The following is a 20524-nucleotide window of genomic DNA, read 5'->3' on the forward strand; positions in this document are numbered from 1 at the left end:
GACTGTTCCTCGTCATCCGGTAGGGATTCCTTACTTGTCCGTTCACTTCCAATGCACAAAAGCCCCGTGCATGACGGGGCTTCTTCATCTCGCGTACTTCTGACTAGGCTACCAAAAGATTAGGCTGACTGAGCAATAATTTCCTTCCACTTGGCCGGCCCAGTTTGATGAACGGAGGTTCCTAGGCTGTCTACTGCAACGGTAACCGGCATATCCTCCACTTCAAATTCGTAGATGGCTTCCATTCCCAGGTCTTCAAAGCCAACCACGCGTGACTTTTTGATCGCCTGAGCGACCAAATACGCAGAGCCGCCCACCGCCATGAGATACACTGCTTGGTTATCGCGAATCGCATCAACAGCGGCTTGGCCTCGCTCCGCCTTGCCTACCATCCCTAATAGACCTGTCTCTTCCAGCATCGTGCGGGTGAATTTATCCATCCGCGTGGCCGTTGTGGGGCCTGCTGGACCCACTACTTCATCACCAACCGGGTCAACTGGGCCAACGTAGTAAATAAATCGCCCTTTCATATCCACCGGCAGCGGCTCACCCTTGGCGATCATATCCACCATGCGCTTGTGGGCCGCGTCACGGCCTGTCAACAGTTTACCGTTTAGCAACAGGGTATCGCCGGGCTGCCAGGTTTTTACTTCTTCAGGGGTGACGGTATCTAGATTGACACGCTTGACGTTATCTCCTGCTTCACGAGTAATCTCTGGCCAGTCTTCCAGCTTCGGCGCGGGCAGCGCTACCGGACCAGAACCATCCAGCGTGAAATGTGCATGGCGGGTGGCCGCGCAGTTAGGAATGATCGCCACCGGCTTATTGGCAGCATGGGTCGGGTAATCTTTGACTTTAATATCCAATACGGTGGTTAGGCCACCCAAACCTTGGGCACCAATACCGCTTTTATTAACCTTATCAAACAGTTCAAGGCGCAGCTCTTCAGCACGGTTGCTAGCACCGCGGGCCTGCAGTTCTTGGATGTCGATGGGGTCCAGCAGTGCTTCTTTAGCAATTTCCATCGCTTTTTCAGCGGTACCGCCAATGCCAATGCCCAGCATCCCTGGCGGGCACCAGCCTGCGCCCATTTTGGGAAGCTGCTCCATCACCCAATCTACTACGCTATCGGAGGGATTAAGCATGGCGAACTTCGATTTCGCCTCGCTACCACCGCCCTTCGCCGCCACATGGATGTCTACTTTGTCACCCGGCACAATTTTGTGGTGAATAATGGCAGGCGTGTTGTCCTTGGTGTTTTGGCGCTTGCCGTCAGGGTCGGCCAGGACCGAGGCACGCAGTACATTATCTGGCAGCTGGTAAGCGCGGCGCACACCTTCATTGATCATATCATCGAGGCTCAGCTCAGCGTCCCACGTAACGTTCATGCCCACATGGACGAACACGGTCACGATGCCGGTATCCTGGCAAATTGGACGGTGACCGGTGGCGCACATGCGTGAGTTGATCAGAATCTGTGCAATCGCGTCTTTTGCCGCGGGGTTATCTTCACGCTCGTAGGCGTCGGCCATCGCGTCGATGAAGTCTTTCGGGTGGTAATAAGAGATGTACTGCAGAGCATCGGCAACGCTTTGAATCACGTCATCCTGGCGAATCACGGTCATGGATTAACAGCTCCTCGGTTATCGTCTTGGCTGCAGCCTTTGCGGCCGTCTAGTGTGTAACAAGTATACCGTATTGAGACCTACGCGGTAGCCAGTGCATCTTGTAAGTCTGGCTCAACCTTTAGCGCTTTGGTCGGAGAACTGCAGTTAAATAATAGAAGATAACGGTATAAAGTACATTAAAGAGCAGGTTGACACTGCCGACACCAGTACAGACGCCGAGATCCCACCATCATGCGCTCGATTACATTGCCGCAGCGATGACAGGAGAGTCCGGCACGCTCAAACACGCTGAATCGCCATTGGCGGCGCGGCTCACCCGCTGCAATGGCTTGCTCAATCCAAGCGGCTTGATTGGTGACCCCGGCCATTCGGTATGCGGTACGCGTTATCTCAACAATATGCGATGAAAGCACGCGTAACTGCTCGTCCGTAAGATCACAGGGGCGCTGCTTAGGGTGTAGCTGGGAGAAAAACAGAATCTCTGAGCGCAAGTAATTGCCTAGCCCCGCGACAAGGCCCTGATCTAAAAGCAGTGCTCCAAGACTTCTACGTATAAAGGCAGGCATTAACAGTCGCTGCTTCACATCATCAGCATTTACATGTTGACTGAGCAAATCAGGGCCTAGGCGAGCTAAAAAAGGGTGACGCGCCAGCGTTGACTCATCCCAGAGCGATACATCAGAAGCGCTGTATAAACTGGCGGCACGCCCTTCTGCCACCAGCCGAACACGTAATGAACGTGACGTGTTTGGCGGTTTATCTTCGGCATGCAGCTTCCATACGCCATACAGCTGATTGTGCGAGTAAAGCACCCGCTGATCGGCAAACCGAATCAGCATGGCTTTACCCCAGGTGTCGACTGACGAGACTTTAACGCCGATAAACGTGCTTGCTTGACTGGACAGTTCGGGAAATGCAAACCACGCGTCGTCTAGCACCTTACCGCCGATTTGCTTTTCGATACGGTCCGCTGCGCGGCGAATCTCTGGACCTTCAGGCATGGGTTATCCTAGCGCCAGCTGCTTTTCTTTCATTTGATGTAGTTGATCGCGAAGCCGCGCCGCTTCTTCGAACTCAAGGTTTTGCGCTGCTTCAAACATGGCATCCTCAAGCTTACTAATAGCGCCCAGCAAGTCTTGTTTGCTCATCGTGGCAACATCGTACTCAGCAGCACTTTCCGCCACTTTGCGTTCTGATCCACGGCGACGGCTGTTTTTCTTGCCCGGCGCTTGGGCAGCCTCAAGAATATCAGCGACTGAACGTGTGACCGTCGTAGGCGTAATGCCATGTTTTTGATTGTGTTCAACCTGCTTAGCGCGGCGGCGATCGGTTTCATCCATCGCTTTGCGCATCGAGTCGGTGATTCTATCGCCATAGAGTATCGCCTTACCGTTGGCGTTACGCGCTGCACGGCCAATGGTTTGAATGAGCGAACGTTCGGCGCGTAAAAAGCCCTCTTTATCCGCATCGAGAATAGCGACCAGCGACACTTCAGGGATATCTAGCCCTTCGCGAAGCAGGTTAATCCCCACTAACACATCAAACTTACCCAGTCGTAGATCACGGATAATCTCGACCCGCTCAACCGTGTCAATATCGGAGTGCAGATAGCGCACTCGAATACCGTGTTCATCCAGGTATTCGGTGAGGTCTTCAGACATCCGCTTCGTTAAGGTCGTTACCAGTACGCGCTCGCCAACGGCGGTGCGCAAGCCTATTTCAGAAAGCAGGTCATCAACTTGCGTGCTAGCGGGGCGAACTTCTATTTCAGGGTCTAACAGCCCGGTTGGCCGTACCACCTGCTCAACGATTTGGCTGGCGTGCTCTGCTTCATACTTCCCCGGCGTAGCGGAAACAAAAATTGTCTGTGGGCTGATCGCCTCCCACTCCTCAAACTTCATTGGCCGGTTATCCAACGCGGAGGGCAGCCGGAAACCATACTCCACTAACGTCTCTTTACGAGAGCGGTCGCCCTTATACATCCCCCCCACTTGGGGCACGCTAACGTGGGACTCATCAATGAACAGTAGTGCGTCATCAGGCAGATAATCAAAAAAGGTCGGTGGCGGGTCGCCTGGTGCACGTCCAGAAAGGTAGCGCGAGTAGTTCTCAATACCGTTGCAGTACCCCAATTCGAGCATCATCTCAATATCGTACAACGTGCGCTGCTCAAGACGTTGTGCTTCCACTAGCCGCTCGTGCTTACGCAGCCACTCCAGTCGCTCTTTCAACTCCCCCTTAATCGCATCAATAGCACCCAAAATAGTTTCCCGAGGTGTGACGTAGTGCGATTTGGGGTAAATAGTCATACGTGGCACCTCGCCACGGACAGCGCCTGTCAACGGATCAAAGAGGCGGATGGTATCAATTTCGCTGTCGAATAACTCGACGCGCACCGCCTCTTCATCGGAGTCTGCGGGAAATATATCAATGACATCACCGCGCACCCGGTAAGTTCCCCGACGAAAATCCATATCGTTACGGGTGTATTGCAATTCGGCTAAACGACGTAGAAAGGCCCGCTGATCAATTAATTCACCACGGGTGAAATGCAGGCGCATCTTCAGGTACTGGTCAGGATCACCTAACCCATAGATAGCTGAAACCGACACGACGATTAGCGCATCTCGGCGCTCAAGGAGTGCTTTTGTCGCTGAAAGGCGCATCTGCTCAATGTGGTCATTAATAGACGCATCTTTCTCGATAAATGTGTCTGAAGAGGGAACGTATGCTTCAGGTTGGTAGTAGTCGTAGTAAGAGACAAAATACTCAACCGCATTGTCTGGAAAAAATGATTTGAACTCACCATAAAGCTGGGCAGCAAGCGTTTTATTTGGCGCCATAACAATGGTGGGCCGCTGCAGCTGCTGCACAATATTCGCCATGGTAAATGTCTTACCTGAACCGGTTACCCCCAGCAAGGTTTGATGAGCAAGCCCCGACTCCAGGCCACTGATTAAACTCCTAATTGCCGTTGGCTGGTCACCGGCAGGCTTAAACTTTGACTGAAGCCTAAACGCCTTGCTCATCGTCACTCCTTATGAGGTGGATCGCCGAATAGGCCGCGCTATTCAGTATGCGTTGCAATTTCTACTGTTGACTGGGTCATCAACCGCTGAATAGGGCAACGATGACTGATCTCCTCAAGCTTAGCGCGCTGCTCGGGGTCTTCAATTCCATGAAGTGTTAGTGTGACAGCAAGCTTATAGACGCCTTTCCTTTCTTGGCTATCGTCGCGCTGAACCTTCACGGTAATCCCTTCTAACGGCCACTCTTTCCGTTTGGCGTACATTTGTACGGTAATGGCTTTACACGTCCCTAGCGCAATATCGAAGTAATCATGCGGGTCGGGGGCGCTACCATCCCCCCCAACAACCGGGGGCACATCCGCATACAACGCCTCAAGCCCATCAACCTCAACCCGTTGACGAAAAACGTGATTGCGCTCGCTAATAATAGTGATGGGCTTATGCATTACGATACCTTGACCCCTAGGTTAAGTTTTTCGATAGCGTTGATGAGAGCTTCACGTTTAGCGCGTCCCTCCACTTCTGCTCCATGGCGGCCTACCTCAACGCTCTCCACGCTATCGAGCATCATTAGCGCTGTGGTAATTTTATTAACCTGTTCAGTAGTCGTGACACCCTGAAAACTTAATGATTGAAATGCCATGCCGCATCCTTTGCTCAACGATTGCCAGTGTTGTTAACGCTACAGTATACAGACGATTATCTATGCAAACCTGATACAGGTTAAAGAGTCTAGCATGCTCCCATGGCCTTGCAATCTGCCTATCATGCCCACACTTTGACCCATACAGCTATTTACAAACACATCTCACTGACACGCCCAGGAGTGACTATGGCCATCGCCAACACGCAGCTCTCTAGCGCCGTACACTTAACCCAGTATGCCGCGCTTGATATCAAAGGGGCCGATGCGGAGACATTTTTACAAGGCCAAACGAGCGCGCAGGTGAGTCTGGCGAACGGCATATTTGCACCGCTCACCTGCTTCTGCACTCCTAAAGGACGAATGCTGGCTAACGGCCAGTTATTGCGGCTTGGCAGCGATCATTTCCGATTAGTGCTCAATGCCTCGCTGGCGGAAACACTCGCCAACCACCTGAAAAAGTTCGCCGCCTTTTACAAAGCCGAGCTGACACGGGTGCCGACACTCACCTTTGTAGGCGCCAGCCAGTGCGCAGACGCGTTGGCGGAACAACTTAACCTCACCCTACCTGAGCAACCTTATACGCATGCTACCAGCGACAAAGGAACGGCTCTGAAGATGCCCGGCAGCCCTCGCTGGTTGTTCATGTTGGAGGAAGACCCTGCAACTAGCCTAGTTAGCAACGATGAGACCTTGCGCAACGAATGGCTGCTGGCCGATATTCGTAGCGGACTTGCATGGCTTACCGATGCACAGCAGGATCACTTTCTACCCCAAATGCTGAACTGGGAAGCATTGGCTGGTATTAGCTTTAAAAAGGGGTGCTATACAGGCCAAGAGGTTGTCGCTCGTGCGCACTTTCGCGGTCAAGTCAAAAAGCGCTTGGTTCACGCCAGTGTTGATGCCAGTACGTTACCTGACATTGGGGAGTCCATCGTTGACGAGAGCGGAAAGTCGCTGGGCGAAGTGGTCAGTAGCGCGTTTAATAACGACCAACAGGTTGAGTTTTTGGCCGTGATGAATACGAAAGTGATGGATGAGATGCTAGCGGTCTATTGGCATCAACTGCCTATTACATTGCATACATTGCCCTACCCTATAGAGCGCCTAGACCCTGAACAAGTGGCGGCGCAGCTTGCCTGAACGTCAACGCCTACTGTCAACGTGGGGTAGCTTAAATACCCGCGCGGCATTGGCACTACTGAGTGACGCAACGGTACTTAAGCGCTGGCCACGCAGCTTGGCTACCTCTTGTGCCACCTGAGCTAACCGCGCAGGCTCGTTTCGCTGGCCTTGATAACCGTTTAACGGCATATCAGGGCTATCTGTTTCCAGTACAAAGCCATCATCAGGCAGCTTCGCTACCACGCGACGTAAACGCTGAGCACGCTCGTAAGTAACAGCGCCGCCTACTCCTAATACATAGCCAAGATCTAAAAGCCTAACCGCCTGCTCATAGGAACCGGCAAACGCATGGATAAGCCCAGCTTCAGGCAAGCAGAGCTGGCGAAGCCGCTTACTCACCGTATCGTTGGCTTTCACACAATGCACGACAACAGGCAACTTGCAGCGTTTAGCAATGCGTAGCTGCTCATCGAAGTAGCGCCACTGCTCACTCAGGCTCTCCGGAAAACGCCCATCAATACCGCATTCACCAATAGCCATGGGGCGAGCAGAGCTGGCACCTGAAAGCTGCTGGTTCACTAACGTTTCTAGCGCACCGAGATCACTTAATTGATGCTGCGCAACAAAGTAGGGGTGAAGTCCTAAGCAGATACTGACTTCATCACGCTCAGCCAGGGCGAGCACATTGTGCCAACGCGCGCGACGCGTTCCAGGCACTATAAAATGGCCAACGCCCACTGCTTGAGCTGCGGAAAACACGCTATCACGATCCGTATCAAACTCTACAGCATCCAAGTGGCAGTGGGCGTCTATCAGCACGCTAACTCCTACACGTATTAATGCTCGCGAGTGGGCTGGAAACGAATATCTGGCCAGCGCTCCTGAGTCATCTGTAGGTTCACCCGCGTGGGTGCAATGTAGGTCAGGTAGCCGCCGCCATCAATGGCAAGGTTGCTGCTAGCTTTACGCTTAAACTCTTCAAGCATCTTGGCATCTTCACAATATATCCAGCGAGCGGTTTGCACGTTAACGCCCTCATACAGACAGTCGACCTTGTACTCCTCTTTAAGGCGGTGGGCGACCACATCAAACTGCAGCGTACCTACCGCACCAAGGATTAGGTCATTATTATCTATCGGCATAAAGACCTGGGTCGCCCCCTCTTCAGAAAGCTGCTGAAGGCCTTTCTGGAGTGCTTTCATTTTGAGAGGATCTTTCAAACGTACACGCTTAAACAGCTCAGGGGCAAAGTGTGGAATGCCGGTAAAGCGCATATCTTCGCCTACGGTGAACGTATCGCCAATCTGGATAGTGCCGTGATTATGCAGGCCGATAATATCGCCTGGCCACGCCTCTTCCACTTGGGAACGGTCAGAGGCCATAAACGTCAGTGCATCAGCGATTTTTACATCTTTACCGATACGCACGTGGCGCATCTTCATGTTCTTTTCGTACTTGCCGGAACAGACACGCAAAAAGGCAATCCGATCCCGGTGGTTCGGGTCCATATTGGCTTGAATTTTAAATACGAACCCGGTGAAACGATCATCATGGGCGGTCACTTCACGGGTATTGGTTTCACGAGGCTGCGGAGCCGGCGCATGTTCTACAAAGCCGTCTAGCATTTCACGCACACCAAAGTTCCCCATCGCGGTACCGAAATAGACCGGCGATAGCTCGCCGCGGCGATAGGCATCAAGATCAAACTCATGCGACGCCCCGCGCACCAGCTCAACCTCCATACGAAGCTCTTCTGCCTGCTCCTCACCCAACACGGCGTCTACTTCTGGATTATCTAATCCCTCAATGCGCTTATCATCAGGAATACGGCTCCCCTGCCCCTGGGTATAGAGATGGATAACATCGTTATAAAGGTGATATACCCCTTTGAAATGCCGCCCCATGCCGATCGGCCACGTCATGGGCGCACACTGGATGTTCAACACCGTCTCCACTTCATCCATGACTTCGATTGGGTCGCGGATATCGCGATCCATTTTGTTAATAAAGGTCAGAATAGGCGTGGTACGCAGGCGACATACTTCCATAAGTTTAATGGTGCGATCCTCAACCCCTTTCGCCCCATCAATCACCATGAGTGCTGAATCAACGGCTGTCAGCGTACGGTAAGTATCTTCGGAGAAGTCTTCGTGCCCTGGCGTATCCAGTAAGTTGACAATCCGCCCACCATAAGGGAACTGCATTACAGAGGTCGTCACCGAAATGCCCCGCTCCTGCTCCATTTTCATCCAGTCGGAAGTGGCATGGCGATCATTGCGCTTGCTTTTTACCGAACCAGCCATCTGGATAGCGTTCCCAAACAGCAGCAGCTTTTCGGTGATAGTTGTTTTACCCGCGTCAGGGTGTGAAATGATAGCAAAGGTACGGCGCAGTTCAGCTTCGCGCGCTATGTTAGCGTCAGACATTAGACTCTCTGAAAGATGATGCAATTCAATCCTAGGGAGCGCGCGCAGCAGCGGCGCTTAAGTGTGCATATGGTAACGCAACTAGGCGATATCGGCATACCAGGAGACATCTCCATCGCAATGCTCAGGTAAAAATAAAGCAAAAAAAACGCCGGATAACCGGCGTTTGTATACTTGTCAGACTGAACTTCAAGCGGCAGGGGCTTACGCGAAGGTGTTGACGTTAGTGCCCAAGCTTCCTTCTTTTGCTAGATCTGGCTGAGCACTGGTGTCGGCCGATGCTAAGACTTCAGTCACTTGATCAGACTGATCTTCAAGCGCTTGTCTAAAAACCTGCATTTGGGCTTGCTCAGCGGTCTGCGCCTGGTTCATATAAAGCGCGGTGCTGACTGCACTACTTGCTGATACGTCCATACTTCACCTCACATTTCAAAAATGCATACAACCAGCGTAGCAAAACCACACTCCCCACACCAACTTTCTCATTATCTAGATTCAGCTATTTTGGTATGCAGACAGCATCAAGCAGATCGAATTAAAAACGCTCTGCTCTAAATGGGGCCATATCGATAGCGGTTGATTTGCCTTCCATCATATCGGCCAGCAACTGCCCCGTCGCTGGCCCTAGGGTAAACCCTTGGTGGCCGTGACCAAATGCTAACCATAATCCAGGGTGGCGTGGCGCTGGGCCAATGACGGGCTTCATGTCCGGTAAGCATGGTCGTGCTCCCTTCCACGCTGCAGCATCACGACGCTCGCCAAGAGGGAAAACAGTGCGTGCCACTTTTTCGGCAGCACCCAGCTGTTGTTCATGGGCCGGTGACTCAAGGCGATCCAGCTCGGCGCCTGTTGTAAGCCTGATGCCAGCATTCATTGGCGCCAGCAAATAACCCACCTCAGCGTCCATCAACCAGTAGTGCAACTTAGCATCCGGCTGGGTTGCATAGTGCATATGGTAACCACGCTTAACAAACGTCGGGAAGTGATAGCCCAATTTCTTCAGCCACTCTCCTGCCCAAGGCCCGAGCGCTACTACTACCTCATCTGCTTCTAATTGCTCAGCAGCGGTATCGATTGTCCAACCATCTCCCTGTTGCTGGAAGCTATTAATATCGGTTTGAAGCACTCGTCCGCCTTGCTCAACAAACGAAGCAGCGTATGCAGCTACCAAACCGCCTGGATCAGCCACTGTCCATGGGTCGAGCCAGTGAATCGCTCCGATAATATCACTGCTTAAATCCGGCTCTTTTTCCGTGAGGGCCGCTCGATCCAGCACCGCAAACTGCACACCGTATAGAGAGCGTGCTTCTTCAGCCTCTTTTACTCGCTGCGCAAGCTTTGCTGGCGTGCGATAAATTTCCAGCCAGCCTTCACGGCGCACTAAATGCTCTGCACCTGCGGCTTCAATCATCGGCCCATGCGTCTCTAGGCAAAGCTGAATCAGTGAGGCCCACTCAGGAATAATCTTTTTATACAGACGCGAGGAAGAGTGGTGCCAATAACTCAGCAGAGGCGATGCCGCATTAATCATACCTGCCGGGCGATAGCGAATATCCACACGGTTATTGGGCAATACGCTGAGAATGGTCTTCATATCCCTTGGAAAAGGATAAGGTCTAACGGCTTCCCGCTGGATAATACCCGCGTTACCAAAGGAGGTTTCGCGGCCAGGCTGGCAGCGATCAACTAATGTCACCTGATGACCACGTTGCTGTAAATGCCACGCAATGCTGACACCTACCATGCCTGCCCCTAAAACCACCGTTTGACGCGCCATTCTGATGCACTCCTGCGAACGTTATTAAATAGCTTTTGCCAGTGAATGTCACAAAACCCAACTGATTGAAAAATATCACCATTTATCTGGCTTTTATACAGTTTTAAAAACTGTTTTTACTGATTTTTTTAGTTATTAATACCGTAAAAAACACAAATAAAGATGAGTTAACTAAATACGGCACGGCAATTGCTTAATCATTATGAGCACTTGCTTATAAGCACCCGCTAACGCGTCCATAAAGAGGCAAACCCAACCGCTCTGTGGCGCGGCTGTCAGTGAGCAGCACCAGAGCAGTGCTCCATGCGCACCAATATTGCACAAGGATTGCCCCATGCCTCACGCTTTTGACACCACATTAATCGATACGCTTTGGATATTATGGGCCGCAGCGTTAGTTTTCTCTATGCAGGCCGGTTTTCTCTGCCTTGAAGCGGGTACCACTAGAACCAAAAACACGATCAACGTGGCCATGAAAAACTTGGCTGACTTTGCCATTGCTGTCAGCGTTTTCTGGTTTGTGGGTTTTGGCGTTATGTTTGGCTCGTCTCATTCAGGCTGGGTTGGCACCTCTTTATTTGGCTGGGAACTTGAGTCAGCCGGTAGCTGGACGGTAACCGTGTTTATTTTCCAAGCCATGTTTTGCGCCACCGCCGCCACTATTGTTGCCGGTGCCGTCGCTGAGCGGATGGCGTTTCTTGGCTACCTTTGGGCGTCGTTTTGGATAGCGCTACTTATCTATCCTCTCTTCGGTCACTGGGCTTGGGGTGGTTTATTGGGAGGCACGCCCGGATGGCTTGAAGCACTTGGCTTTATGGACTTTGCCGGTGCAACCGTCGTTCACAGCGTAGGCGGCTGGGTGGCATTAGCCGCTGTATTGATTATCGGCCCTCGCCGTGGCAGGTTCCAACCAAACCAACCACCCGCCATGTTTCCTGCTGGCAACCTACCATTCGCCATGCTTGGCGCGCTCTTCATGATTTTAGGCTGGATTGGGTTTAATGGGGGAAGCACTCTCGCGCTCAGCAGTGAAGTTCCTGGGATTATCGCCAACACCATACTCGGCGCAGTAGGCGGTATTTTATCAGCCATGCTGATGGGCTGGCGGGTACGCCGCTATGCCGATGTCATGTATGCCATTAACGGTGCTATCGCTGGGCTTGTGGCGGTTACCGCCGGCGCCAACGTTATTTCACTGTCAGCGGCATTTTTAATGGGCAGTATTAGCGGCATATTAATGGTGTTATCGAGCGAGTGGTTATTAAAACGGCATATTGATGATGCCGTAGGGGCAATACCCGCGCACTTAGTGGCGGGCATATGGGGAACCCTCGCCCTTCCCTGGTTTGCCGACCCAAACACATTAGGATTATCGCTGAGCAGAGCAGATCAATTTGGCGTTCAGCTGATAGGTGTCCTTGTATGCGGTGCTTGGAGCTTTGGCATGGCGTGGCTGCTATTTAAAACCACGCAGCGTTTATTACCCAACGTTTTACCGCTACGCGTCTCTGCTGACGCTGAAAAAATGGGCCTGAACCTCGCCGAGCACGGTGCGAAAAACGAACTCAACCAGCTGTTGGAACATATGCGTCAGCATGAGCAACAAGGCGATATGCGACAACGCATAGATGCAGACCCGTTTACTGAGGTAGGCGAAATCGCCGCCGGTTACAACCGCGTGTCAGCGGCACTAGAACGAGCGGTAGGCCACACCCAGGTGATGCTGCGCAATTTACGTGACGGCGTCATTACCTGGCAGGCAGACGGCATCTTGACCAATCTCAACCCAGGGGCTGAGGCACTCTTTGGTGTCACTGCTGACCAACTGATTGGCAAACACGTCAGTGAACTATTGCCCGACCAAACACTCACCCCGGGAGCGCGCCATGAAGTCAAAAGGCGCACCGATGAGCAGCAAATACGCTATCTGGAGGTGCAGGTCAGTGAGGGTGCGCTTGGCTCTGCCTCGGAGTGTTCTGGCATGGTGCGCGATATTACCGAGCGCAAACAGCTCCAAGAGCAACTCAATCGCGAACGAGACCTTGCTCGCACAACGCTAGCCTCCATCGGCGATGGTGTCATTACCTGTGACGCCAGTGGCAACGTCACCTTTCTGAATACAGAGGCCCAGCGGCTCACTGGATGGGGTTTTAAAGAAGCTCTCAACAAACCGATTCAAATGATTTATCAATTGCGTGACGAACTCCACGACCAGCCTCTCAACAACCCTGCCCGTCAGGTACTCACCCAACACAAGGCCGTTCACTTTAGAGAACACTGCCAATTAGTCGATCAAAACAAAAAACGCCACCCAATCCAGCACAGTGCAGCCCCCATTCGCTCACGCAATGGCTTAACGCTAGGAGCGGTGGTTGTTTTCCAAGATGTAAGCTTGACCCACAAACTATCTGCACAACTCAATTACCAAGCCACTCACGATAACTTGACCGGCTTAATTAATCGTCGGGCGTTTGAAACACTGCTAACCGAGCTGCTTGAGCAAACCAAAAGCTCCCATGTGCTCTGCTACTTGGACCTTGATCAATTTAAAATAGTGAACGACACCTGCGGCCACTTGGCGGGCGATGAGCTGTTAAGACAGGTCGCAGTGAAACTCAAATCCCACGTGCGCAACAGCGATACCGTTGCCCGACTTGGCGGTGATGAGTTTGCTCTTATCCTGCCAGATTGCCCGCTAGATAAAGCCAAGCTGATTTGCGAAGCAGTGCGATGCGACATCGAATGTTTTCGCTTTGCCTGGAAGGACCACACGTTCGGCATAGGGGTCAGCATTGGCATCGTCCCTATCGCATCAGAACAACCGATGCGCCTATCCGACACGCTGCATGCCGCCGATGCCGCCTGCTATAGTGCCAAAGAAGCGGGACGTAACCGTATTCACTGCCATCAACCAGACGACCACTTTTTGTTAGAGCGCCATGGGCAATTAGCGTGGTTTCAGCGGCTTCAAAACGCGCTAGACAATGATAGCTTCAGACTTTTCTCACAGCCCGTTCAAACGGTATGCGGCACAGGCCCTGGCTATCGAGAAATTCTGCTGCGCCTTGAAGAGAACGGCACGCTTATCTCCCCAGGCAGCTTTATGCCAGCGGCTGAGCGTTATCACTTTATGGTCCGCATCGACCGCTGGGTGGTTCGCAATACGCTTGCATGGCTCACCGATCGCTATCGCTGCTTAGTCAGCCAGGATGCGACACCTGATAGTGAGACGAGTAAGGTTGGTTATTGGGGAATCAATTTATCGGGCGATTCTCTTTCAGACAGCGATTTTTGCCGCGACCTCATTCATCAGGTGCAACGCGCAGATTTACCCGCAGGAAGTTTGTGTTTTGAAATAACAGAAAGTGCGGCCATTGCTCAGCTCTCAAAAGTCAGCGAGCTGATTCACGCATTAAAAAAGTGTGGTTGCCGGTTCGCCTTAGATGATTTTGGCACCGGGCTGTCATCGTTTAGCTACCTAAAACATCTGCCAGTGGATTTCTTAAAAATAGATGGCAGTTTTATTCGCAACATCCACCAAGATCCCATCGATAGCGCAATGGTGGAAGCTATTCACTCTGTTAGCAAAGCGCTGGCCTTGGACACCATCGCAGAGCATGTCGAAACAAAAGAAACGCTAGCTAAACTGCAGTCATTGGGAATTGATTTTGCACAAGGGTACTTACTGGGGAAGCCTGAACCGATTACTGACACCGTCGATACCAACATCAAATTAATGCCGAGGTGAAAACGCTGAGGGGTACATCGTGGAGAGAAAAACTGTCGTCTTAAAAGTATATAGTTTTAAATCTATGTGATTTTAAAGCTAAGTTGTACCAACGCAGATAATAGTTGATAAGCGCTGATAAGCAAAAACTACTTATTGGAATTGATAGCAAAGAAATTACAAAGAAGGGAAAGGTTAATGGGGTGGATGATGGGGATCGAACCCACGACCACCGGAGCCACAATCCGGGGCTCTACCACTGAGCTACATCCACCACAACCTAAAACTGAAAAGTACGTATCATCAATGGGGTGGATGATGGGGATCGAACCCACGACCACCGGAGCCACAATCCGGGGCTCTACCACTGAGCTACATCCACCATAGATGAAGTACTTCAAGAACAACTTTTTGATCGCTGCTTGTAAACGCCATTCACAGTTTAGCCACTTGAAGGATAAGTGATTAAATTGATGGCGCGCCCAGCAGGACTTGAACCCGCAACCTACGGCTTAGAAGGCCGTTGCTCTATCCGGTTGAGCTATAGGCGCACATGAGGCATTCCAACGTTCAGAATACTGATGAGCACTTGACCACAACCAAAGTCTGGAAAAGCAAGCTAATACCTTCCGCGCTAGGTATGTGGTCGGGATGGAGGGATTCGAACCCCCGACATCCTGCTCCCAAAGCAGGCGCGCTACCAGACTGCGCTACATCCCGATTTCTTACCTTAGACGCTGCTGCATATCCCGTCTCAAGCGAGGCATATATTACTACTTTTAATTTTAAAGTCAACACTTAAAGTGATTGATTCGATAGACGCTTTGCCTTCCCGCCCTAGCATGCGAAAATTGCCCTTTATAGAAAGCACCTTGCTGCTCGCATTTAGCAGCCTGCTTCGCTCTTCCACTTCGTATAGGGATCTCTACATGGCCGCCCAACTCATCGATGGCAAAGCCATTGCCGCTAATGTCCGTCACGCCGTTGCCGAAAAAGTCAGCGCACGCCAACGAGCCGGCATTCGAGCACCCGGACTAGCCGTTGTCGTGGTCGGAGAAGACCCAGCGTCTCACGTTTATGTCAGTAATAAGCATCGCGCCTGCGAGCAGGCGGGCATTCTCTCTTTCCAACACGCCCTGCCCGCCAATACCACGCAGGCAACACTAGAGGCTTTAGTCGATAGTTTAAACGATGACCCAGCGGTAGACGGTATTCTGGTTCAGCTACCGTTGCCAGAGCATATGGATGCCAGACCAATTTTAGAACGCATTCGCCCTGACAAGGACGTTGACGGCTTTCACCCCTATAACATTGGCCGCTTGGCACAGCGCATACCGTCACTCCGCCCTTGTACACCCAAAGGCATTATGACGATGCTGGCACAAACCGGCATTGCAGTGCGTGGGTTAGATGCCACCGTTGTCGGCGCCTCTAACATCGTGGGTCGCCCTATGGCACTGGAGCTGATGCTCGCAGGCTGCACCACAACGGTTTGTCATCGTTTTACCCAAAACCTTCAGGCGCATGTTAGCCGTGCTGATCTGCTGGTGGTTGCTGTCGGAAAACCGGGTATCGTCAATAGCGAATGGATCAAGCCTGGCGCGATTGTTATCGATGTAGGTATTAACCGACAAGAAGATGGTTCACTGGCGGGAGATGTCGACTTTGCCATCGCCGCTGAACGCGCCAGTTTTATCACGCCGGTACCCGGCGGCGTAGGACCGATGACCGTTGCCACTCTGCTTGAGAACACCCTAGAAGCCGCTGAACGCCACGACCAAACGCCGTAATAAGGCTAATTATTAACGCCACTTACCGATGGCACTAAATAACCAAGGAGCACCCTAACGTGCGACGGATTGGAATTATTGGCGCGATGGCGCAAGAAGTTAGCCTACTAGCAAGCCAGCTTGAAAATGCTGAGCGTTATGAACACGCTGGCTTTGTCTTTTATACCGGCACGCGTCATGGCCTCGAAATTGTGGTTTTGCAGTCAGGCATTGGCAAAGTCAACGCCGCGGTGGGCACTGCGATACTGCTTGAGCGCCATCAACCTGACGCTATCATTAACACCGGCTCAGCAGGCGGCTTCGCTACCGATCTGAGCATCGGCGATGTCATCATTTCTGATGAAGTTCGTCACCATGATGTGGACGCCGTCGTGTTCGGCTACGAGTTAGGTCAAGTGCCCGGCATGCCCGCCGCTTATCAGGCTGATAAGCAGCTACGCGACGTAGCGCGCGGCGCCATTACAGCGCTGGGGGAAGTGAACGTTCGTGAAGGATTAATCGCCACAGGAGACGCCTTCATGGCCGATCCGGAACGCGTGGCCACTACCCGCGCACAGTTCCCTACGATGCTGGCAGTTGAAATGGAAGGCGCCGCAATTGCACAAACCTGCCACCTCTACGGGTGCCCATTTGTGGTTATCCGCGCGCTTTCGGATATCCCCGGCAGCGGCGACAACCACCTCTCTTTTGAACAGTTTCTCGATATCGCCGCAGATCACTCCGCCCGTATGGTTGATCAAATGCTAATCGCGCTCGGCAATGCTTAAGTTCACTTTATCGTGACGCAAAACGGAGCCATGCGGCTCCGTTTTGCGTAAAACGCTTGAGGTTATCCTATGCAAGCTGTTTAGGCACCTTTAAGCGCCCACGGCAGGGTTTCACCCGCCATGAGCGGAATAATGTCCTGCCCATCAGCGTAGGGGAAGCGTTCCGGCAGACGCCATTCGCGGCGCTCAAGCGTCACGGTTTCTGCATTGGGGGAAAGCCCGTAAAAACGCGGCCCATTTAAGCTCGCAAAAGCTTCGAGCTTATCTAGCGCCTGCATCTCTTCAAAGGCAACTGCATAGAGTTCAATTGCCGCAGGTGCGGTATAGGCACCAGCGCAGCCACAGCTCGACTCTTTATCACCTTGAGCATGCGGCGCACTATCGGTACCCAGGAAAAATTTAGGGCTTCCACTGGTCGCTGCTTTGAGTAATGCCTGGCGGTGCTGTTCGCGTTTTAAAATTGGCAAACAGTAATAATGGGGACGAATGCCGCCCGCCAGCATTTTATTACGGTTAAACAGCAAATGGTGAGCCGTAATGGTCGCTGCAATGTTATCAGACGCGGCCGCAACAAATTCAGCCGCCTGCTGGGTGGTGATGTGTTCAAACACCACCTTGAGATTAGGGTGTCTCGCCAGCAGTGGCTTCATTACTCGCTCTATGAACGCTGCTTCGCGGTCGAAAATATCGATATCACTATCGGTGACTTCACCGTGTACCAGCAGTGGCATTCCCAGCTTGGCCATCATCGTAATGGCTTCATCACAGTGGGCAATATCCGTAACGCCAGAGGCTGAATTAGTTGTCGCCCCCGCTGGATAAAGCTTAACGGCTTTAACCACGCCGCTCTCAACCGCTTTTTCAATTTCACTGGCAGGGGTTGTATCAGTCAAGTAGAGCGTCATGAGCGGCTCAAACTGGCTACCGCTGGGAAGTGCTGCCAAGATGCGTTCGCGGTAAGCAATGGCCTGCTCGGTGGTGGTCACGGGAGGCTTGAGATTTGGCATAATAATAGCACGGCCCATTTGGGCGGCGGTGTGGCCTACCACCGCTTTTAGCGCCTCGTCATCGCGTAAATGGAGGTGCCAATCATCGGGGCGGGTTAACGTAATAGCGTCCACGGCTAGTCCTGTGCTTATCTGGTTGTAGAGTAAACGGGCAGAGAAATCGAGAGCGCACAGTATACCCAATACAGCGGGGTATAAATCTACCGATGTGCCCCACAGCCCTTATCAAGTGTCGTATCATGGCGGCACTTTGTAGGATCAAGGATCTCGTTGTTTATGCAGAACGTGCGACGCTATGCGGACATTATCGCCAGCATTGAAGGCTTAATGTGGCTTGGGCTTGCCTGGTCTATTTCCATTTCAATGTACAAAGGCAGCACAGAGCCTACCGTTGCAATGCTATTTGTAGTTGGTGCCTTAGTGCTCATTTGCTGGGCACACCGCCCTCTGCGCTATTTATTGCGGCGCTACCATATCCGCAAGCGGCGAACAGACATGTGGATTCATACGCTTGCCTTACCGCTCCTTTTGGCAATGTTTTTCCACATTATGCTTGAAGCCCTGGTGGGGAGCGCCTGGCTGCCTCCCAAAATGCTGTTGTTCAACTTTTTAGCCTCAGCGGGGTGGTTAACCTTTGTCATGACTCTCTTTATCAAGTTTGTGATTCATAGTGTTAAATCATCAGGTAAATAAAACCGCCATGCCGACCGCACTCCCTCTGCCTCTATCAACGCCCAACCGCAATCTTGTTCGATTAACCATTGTTCGCGGTATTACATGGACCGGCTTTTTACTAGCGATTATTGTCGGCATCGAATTCTTAGCCTTTGATCTGCCGGTAACAGCGGTCGTTGGTGTCGTTATTGCAATGGGCGTGCTTAATATTGCCACTTGGTGGCGCCTTGGCAGGCCCCGGGCGGTCAAGCATATTGAGTACCTTTCCCACCTACTGGCGGACGTGGCCGGTTTAACGTTGCTATTTTATTTTTCTGGCGGCTCCACCAACCCGTTTATTACGTACTATCTCGTACCGGTCACCATTGCCGCCGCTACGCTGCCTTGGCGCCACGCCTGGGCAGTGGCCGCCTGCTCCATGGCGGGCTACACCTTCTTAATGTTTTACTATTACCCCATTCCACAATTAGGCCATATCAACAGCGATGGCCCCCTCAGCCTTCATGTGCTGGGTATGTGGCTCAACTTTGGCCTTTCCGCAGGCCTGGTGACTTTTTTTATTTATAAAATGGCGCACGCGCTGCGTAATCGGGACAAAGCCTTATCGCTTACCCGAGAATCGGCCCTGCGCAACGAACAGGTTTTAGCGGTGGCGACCCAAGCGGCAGGCACAGCCCACGAACTAGGCACTCCCCTCTCCACCATGGCGGTATTACTTAAAGAGATGCAAGATGAAGCGCCTTCGGGAAGCGTGCTTCAGCAAGATATTTCGTTACTGCGCCAGCAAGTGGATGTATGCAAATCACGCTTACAACACCTGGTGACCAATGCGGACCGTCGGCGTATGGCAGAACCTGAAGTGCTCGATGCGGAAGTGTGGCTAGCAGGCGTCGTTCAGCGCTGGCTGGTCATCAGACCCGATGTTAGCCATCACTTTGATGTTACCGAGCGACGTGGACGCCCCTGGCTTGCCGTGGATGCAACCCTTGACCAAGCCCTCACCAATTTATTAAACAACGCCGCTGATGCCAATCCAGAGCAGATTGCCATCCGTCTAGACTGGCAGGAAGAGAGCGTTATTATCGATATACGCGATCATGGCCCCGGCATTGCCATGTCTATTGCTGATCAACTGGGGGATACCTTCATCTCGACAAAGAGCAAGGGTATGGGCATTGGATTGTTTTTAACCCATGCCACGATTAACCGCCTGGGTGGAGGCGTTAGACTGTACAATCACCCTGAAGGTGGCACATTAACGGAAGTAACACTTCCGCGCTGCTCCGGCCCAGATAGGTAACAGCGGCATGGCAGCCGCAGCAACATCGAGGATATCATGCAGACCCACGAGCAACGCCTTCTAATCGTTGATGACGATGAAATGTTTTGCCATGTATTAAACCGAGCACTTACCCGCCGTGGCTTTGAAGTAATGGTGGCTCACGATGCCGATCAGGCACTCACAATAGCCGCACAATTTTTACCAACGATGGCAACGTTGGATCTAAAACTTGAACACAGTTCAGGACTCAAACTGCTCCCTGACCTGCTTACTACCGTTCCCCACTGCCGTGTTGTAGTGCTTACCGGGTACTCCAGTATTGCTACCGCTGTCGAAGCGATAAAACTGGGAGCCGTCAACTACCTCTGTAAACCTGCTGACGCCGATGACGTGATCCATGCGTTTGAACAGCAAGAAGGCGACCCCAATATCGAGCTGGCAGACAACCCACCTTCGATTAACCGTATTACCTGGGAGCACATCCAAAAAGTACTCCAAGAGCATGATGGCAACATTTCAGCTACGGCCCGCGCACTGGGCATGCACCGGCGCACTCTACAGCGCAAATTACAAAAGCGCCCGGTTCGCCGCTAACGCTAGTACAAAATAAAATTAACAATGGGTTGATGAAAATTGTGTGGCGTAGAA

Annotated in this window: 17 protein-coding genes and 4 tRNA genes; 7 read left to right on the plus strand and 14 right to left on the minus strand. The window is 52.1% G+C overall.

Going from position 1 to position 20524, the window contains the following annotated elements:
- Positions 1 to 119 precede the first annotated feature (119 nt).
- The 5 genes from LG301_RS07875 to LG301_RS07895 form a co-directional block, all read right to left on the minus strand.
- Complete coding sequence (locus tag LG301_RS07875) at positions 120 to 1625, minus strand: fumarate hydratase (protein WP_404474894.1); 1506 nt, start codon at positions 1623 to 1625, stop codon at positions 120 to 122.
- Between the two features lie 179 nt (positions 1626 to 1804).
- Positions 1805 to 2629, minus strand: a complete 825-nt coding sequence (nei, locus tag LG301_RS07880; protein ID WP_404474896.1) for an endonuclease VIII — start codon at positions 2627 to 2629, stop codon at positions 1805 to 1807.
- Positions 2630 to 2632: 3 nt separating this feature from the next.
- The gene (gene uvrB / locus LG301_RS07885) at positions 2633 to 4657 is read right to left on the minus strand and encodes an excinuclease ABC subunit UvrB (RefSeq protein WP_404474898.1); all 2025 of its coding nucleotides are present in this window, start codon (positions 4655 to 4657) and stop codon (positions 2633 to 2635) included.
- Between the two features lie 38 nt (positions 4658 to 4695).
- On the minus strand, positions 4696 to 5103 hold the full coding sequence (locus LG301_RS07890) for an OsmC family protein (RefSeq protein WP_404474900.1): 408 nt from the start codon (positions 5101 to 5103) through the stop codon (positions 4696 to 4698).
- The gene (locus tag LG301_RS07895) at positions 5103 to 5300 is read right to left on the minus strand and encodes a hypothetical protein (protein ID WP_404474902.1); all 198 of its coding nucleotides are present in this window, start codon (positions 5298 to 5300) and stop codon (positions 5103 to 5105) included. The genes LG301_RS07890 and LG301_RS07895 overlap by 1 nt, the downstream gene beginning before the upstream one ends.
- Before the next feature lie 189 nt (positions 5301 to 5489).
- Between LG301_RS07895 and LG301_RS07900 the strand changes: the two genes are divergently transcribed.
- Complete coding sequence (locus LG301_RS07900) at positions 5490 to 6443, plus strand: YgfZ/GcvT domain-containing protein (protein ID WP_404474904.1); 954 nt, start codon at positions 5490 to 5492, stop codon at positions 6441 to 6443.
- Positions 6444 to 6446: 3 nt separating this feature from the next.
- On the opposite strand, the gene LG301_RS07905 is transcribed toward LG301_RS07900, so the two are convergent.
- The 4 genes from LG301_RS07905 to LG301_RS07920 all read right to left on the minus strand — a co-directional run bounded on the left by LG301_RS07905 (position 6447) and on the right by LG301_RS07920 (position 10628).
- A complete protein-coding gene (locus LG301_RS07905; RefSeq protein ID WP_404474906.1) occupies positions 6447 to 7244 on the minus strand; it encodes a TatD family hydrolase in 798 nt (265 codons plus the stop codon).
- 17 nt (positions 7245 to 7261) lie between these two features.
- Positions 7262 to 8851: a peptide chain release factor 3 gene (locus LG301_RS07910; RefSeq protein WP_404474908.1), complete on the minus strand. Its 1590-nt coding sequence runs from the start codon at positions 8849 to 8851 to the stop codon at positions 7262 to 7264.
- Positions 8852 to 9055: 204 nt separating this feature from the next.
- Positions 9056 to 9265, minus strand: coding sequence for a hypothetical protein (locus LG301_RS07915; protein ID WP_404474910.1), 210 nt, complete (start codon positions 9263 to 9265; stop codon positions 9056 to 9058).
- 121 nt (positions 9266 to 9386) lie between these two features.
- Positions 9387 to 10628, minus strand: a complete 1242-nt coding sequence (locus LG301_RS07920; protein ID WP_263068749.1) for an FAD-binding oxidoreductase — start codon at positions 10626 to 10628, stop codon at positions 9387 to 9389.
- Between the two features lie 334 nt (positions 10629 to 10962).
- Here LG301_RS07920 and amt point away from each other — a divergent pair, with 334 nt between their 5' ends.
- Positions 10963 to 14376, plus strand: a complete 3414-nt coding sequence (amt, locus tag LG301_RS07925; RefSeq protein WP_404474912.1) for an ammonium transporter — start codon at positions 10963 to 10965, stop codon at positions 14374 to 14376.
- A 178-nt stretch (positions 14377 to 14554) separates the two neighbouring features.
- Here amt and LG301_RS07930 read toward each other — a convergent pair.
- The 4 genes from LG301_RS07930 to LG301_RS07945 form a co-directional block, all read right to left on the minus strand.
- A tRNA-His gene (locus tag LG301_RS07930) sits at positions 14555 to 14629 on the minus strand.
- A gap of 33 nt (positions 14630 to 14662) precedes the next feature.
- Positions 14663 to 14737, minus strand: a tRNA-His gene (locus LG301_RS07935).
- A 92-nt stretch (positions 14738 to 14829) separates the two neighbouring features.
- Positions 14830 to 14906 (minus strand) — tRNA-Arg (locus LG301_RS07940).
- A gap of 92 nt (positions 14907 to 14998) precedes the next feature.
- Positions 14999 to 15075: transfer RNA gene (locus LG301_RS07945), tRNA-Pro, on the minus strand.
- A 209-nt stretch (positions 15076 to 15284) separates the two neighbouring features.
- Here LG301_RS07945 and folD point away from each other — a divergent pair.
- Positions 15285 to 16145, plus strand: coding sequence for a bifunctional methylenetetrahydrofolate dehydrogenase/methenyltetrahydrofolate cyclohydrolase FolD (gene folD / locus LG301_RS07950; RefSeq protein WP_404474914.1), 861 nt, complete (start codon positions 15285 to 15287; stop codon positions 16143 to 16145).
- A gap of 59 nt (positions 16146 to 16204) precedes the next feature.
- On the plus strand, positions 16205 to 16912 hold the full coding sequence (gene mtnN, locus LG301_RS07955; protein ID WP_404474916.1) for a 5'-methylthioadenosine/S-adenosylhomocysteine nucleosidase: 708 nt from the start codon (positions 16205 to 16207) through the stop codon (positions 16910 to 16912).
- A gap of 80 nt (positions 16913 to 16992) precedes the next feature.
- Here the strand turns inward: mtnN and pyrC are convergent, their stop codons facing one another.
- Positions 16993 to 18033, minus strand: coding sequence for a dihydroorotase (gene pyrC, locus LG301_RS07960; protein WP_263068739.1), 1041 nt, complete (start codon positions 18031 to 18033; stop codon positions 16993 to 16995).
- 162 nt (positions 18034 to 18195) lie between these two features.
- On the opposite strand from pyrC, the gene LG301_RS07965 reads away from it, so the two are divergent.
- From LG301_RS07965 to LG301_RS07975, 3 genes are read left to right on the plus strand one after another with little or no spacing between them, the layout of a single operon-like run.
- On the plus strand, positions 18196 to 18612 hold the full coding sequence (locus tag LG301_RS07965; RefSeq protein WP_263068737.1) for a hypothetical protein: 417 nt from the start codon (positions 18196 to 18198) through the stop codon (positions 18610 to 18612).
- 7 nt (positions 18613 to 18619) lie between these two features.
- Entirely contained in the window at positions 18620 to 19894 is a 1275-nt protein-coding gene (locus LG301_RS07970; RefSeq protein ID WP_404474918.1) for an ATP-binding protein, read from the plus strand.
- Between the two features lie 36 nt (positions 19895 to 19930).
- A complete protein-coding gene (locus LG301_RS07975; protein WP_404474920.1) occupies positions 19931 to 20470 on the plus strand; it encodes a response regulator transcription factor in 540 nt (179 codons plus the stop codon).
- Positions 20471 to 20524: the final 54 nt, after the last annotated feature.

Origin of the sequence: Vreelandella venusta (assembly GCF_044809155.1) — a bacterium.
Lineage (GTDB): Bacteria > Pseudomonadota > Gammaproteobacteria > Pseudomonadales > Halomonadaceae > Vreelandella > Vreelandella venusta_B.

Bases quoted from the DNA above. Each gene is read 5' to 3' on its own strand.
- nei (WP_404474896.1), bottom strand. From the start codon at position 2,629: ATGCCTGAAGGTCCAGAGATTCGCCGCGCAGCGGACCGTATCGAAAAG.
- LG301_RS07965 (WP_263068737.1), top strand. From the start codon at position 18,196: ATGCAGAACGTGCGACGCTATGCGGACATTATCGCCAGCATTGAAGGC.
- LG301_RS07975 (WP_404474920.1), top strand. From the start codon at position 19,931: ATGCAGACCCACGAGCAACGCCTTCTAATCGTTGATGACGATGAAATG.
- LG301_RS07890 (WP_404474900.1), bottom strand. From the start codon at position 5,103: ATGCATAAGCCCATCACTATTATTAGCGAGCGCAATCACGTTTTTCGT.
- amt (WP_404474912.1), top strand. From the start codon at position 10,963: ATGCCTCACGCTTTTGACACCACATTAATCGATACGCTTTGGATATTA.
- LG301_RS07895 (WP_404474902.1), bottom strand. From the start codon at position 5,300: ATGGCATTTCAATCATTAAGTTTTCAGGGTGTCACGACTACTGAACAG.
- uvrB (WP_404474898.1), bottom strand. From the start codon at position 4,657: ATGAGCAAGGCGTTTAGGCTTCAGTCAAAGTTTAAGCCTGCCGGTGAC.
- folD (WP_404474914.1), top strand. From the start codon at position 15,285: ATGGCCGCCCAACTCATCGATGGCAAAGCCATTGCCGCTAATGTCCGT.
- LG301_RS07915 (WP_404474910.1), bottom strand. From the start codon at position 9,265: ATGGACGTATCAGCAAGTAGTGCAGTCAGCACCGCGCTTTATATGAAC.
- LG301_RS07910 (WP_404474908.1), bottom strand. From the start codon at position 8,851: ATGTCTGACGCTAACATAGCGCGCGAAGCTGAACTGCGCCGTACCTTT.
- LG301_RS07900 (WP_404474904.1), top strand. From the start codon at position 5,490: ATGGCCATCGCCAACACGCAGCTCTCTAGCGCCGTACACTTAACCCAG.
- LG301_RS07970 (WP_404474918.1), top strand. From the start codon at position 18,620: ATGCCGACCGCACTCCCTCTGCCTCTATCAACGCCCAACCGCAATCTT.
- LG301_RS07920 (WP_263068749.1), bottom strand. From the start codon at position 10,628: ATGGCGCGTCAAACGGTGGTTTTAGGGGCAGGCATGGTAGGTGTCAGC.
- LG301_RS07875 (WP_404474894.1), bottom strand. From the start codon at position 1,625: ATGACCGTGATTCGCCAGGATGACGTGATTCAAAGCGTTGCCGATGCT.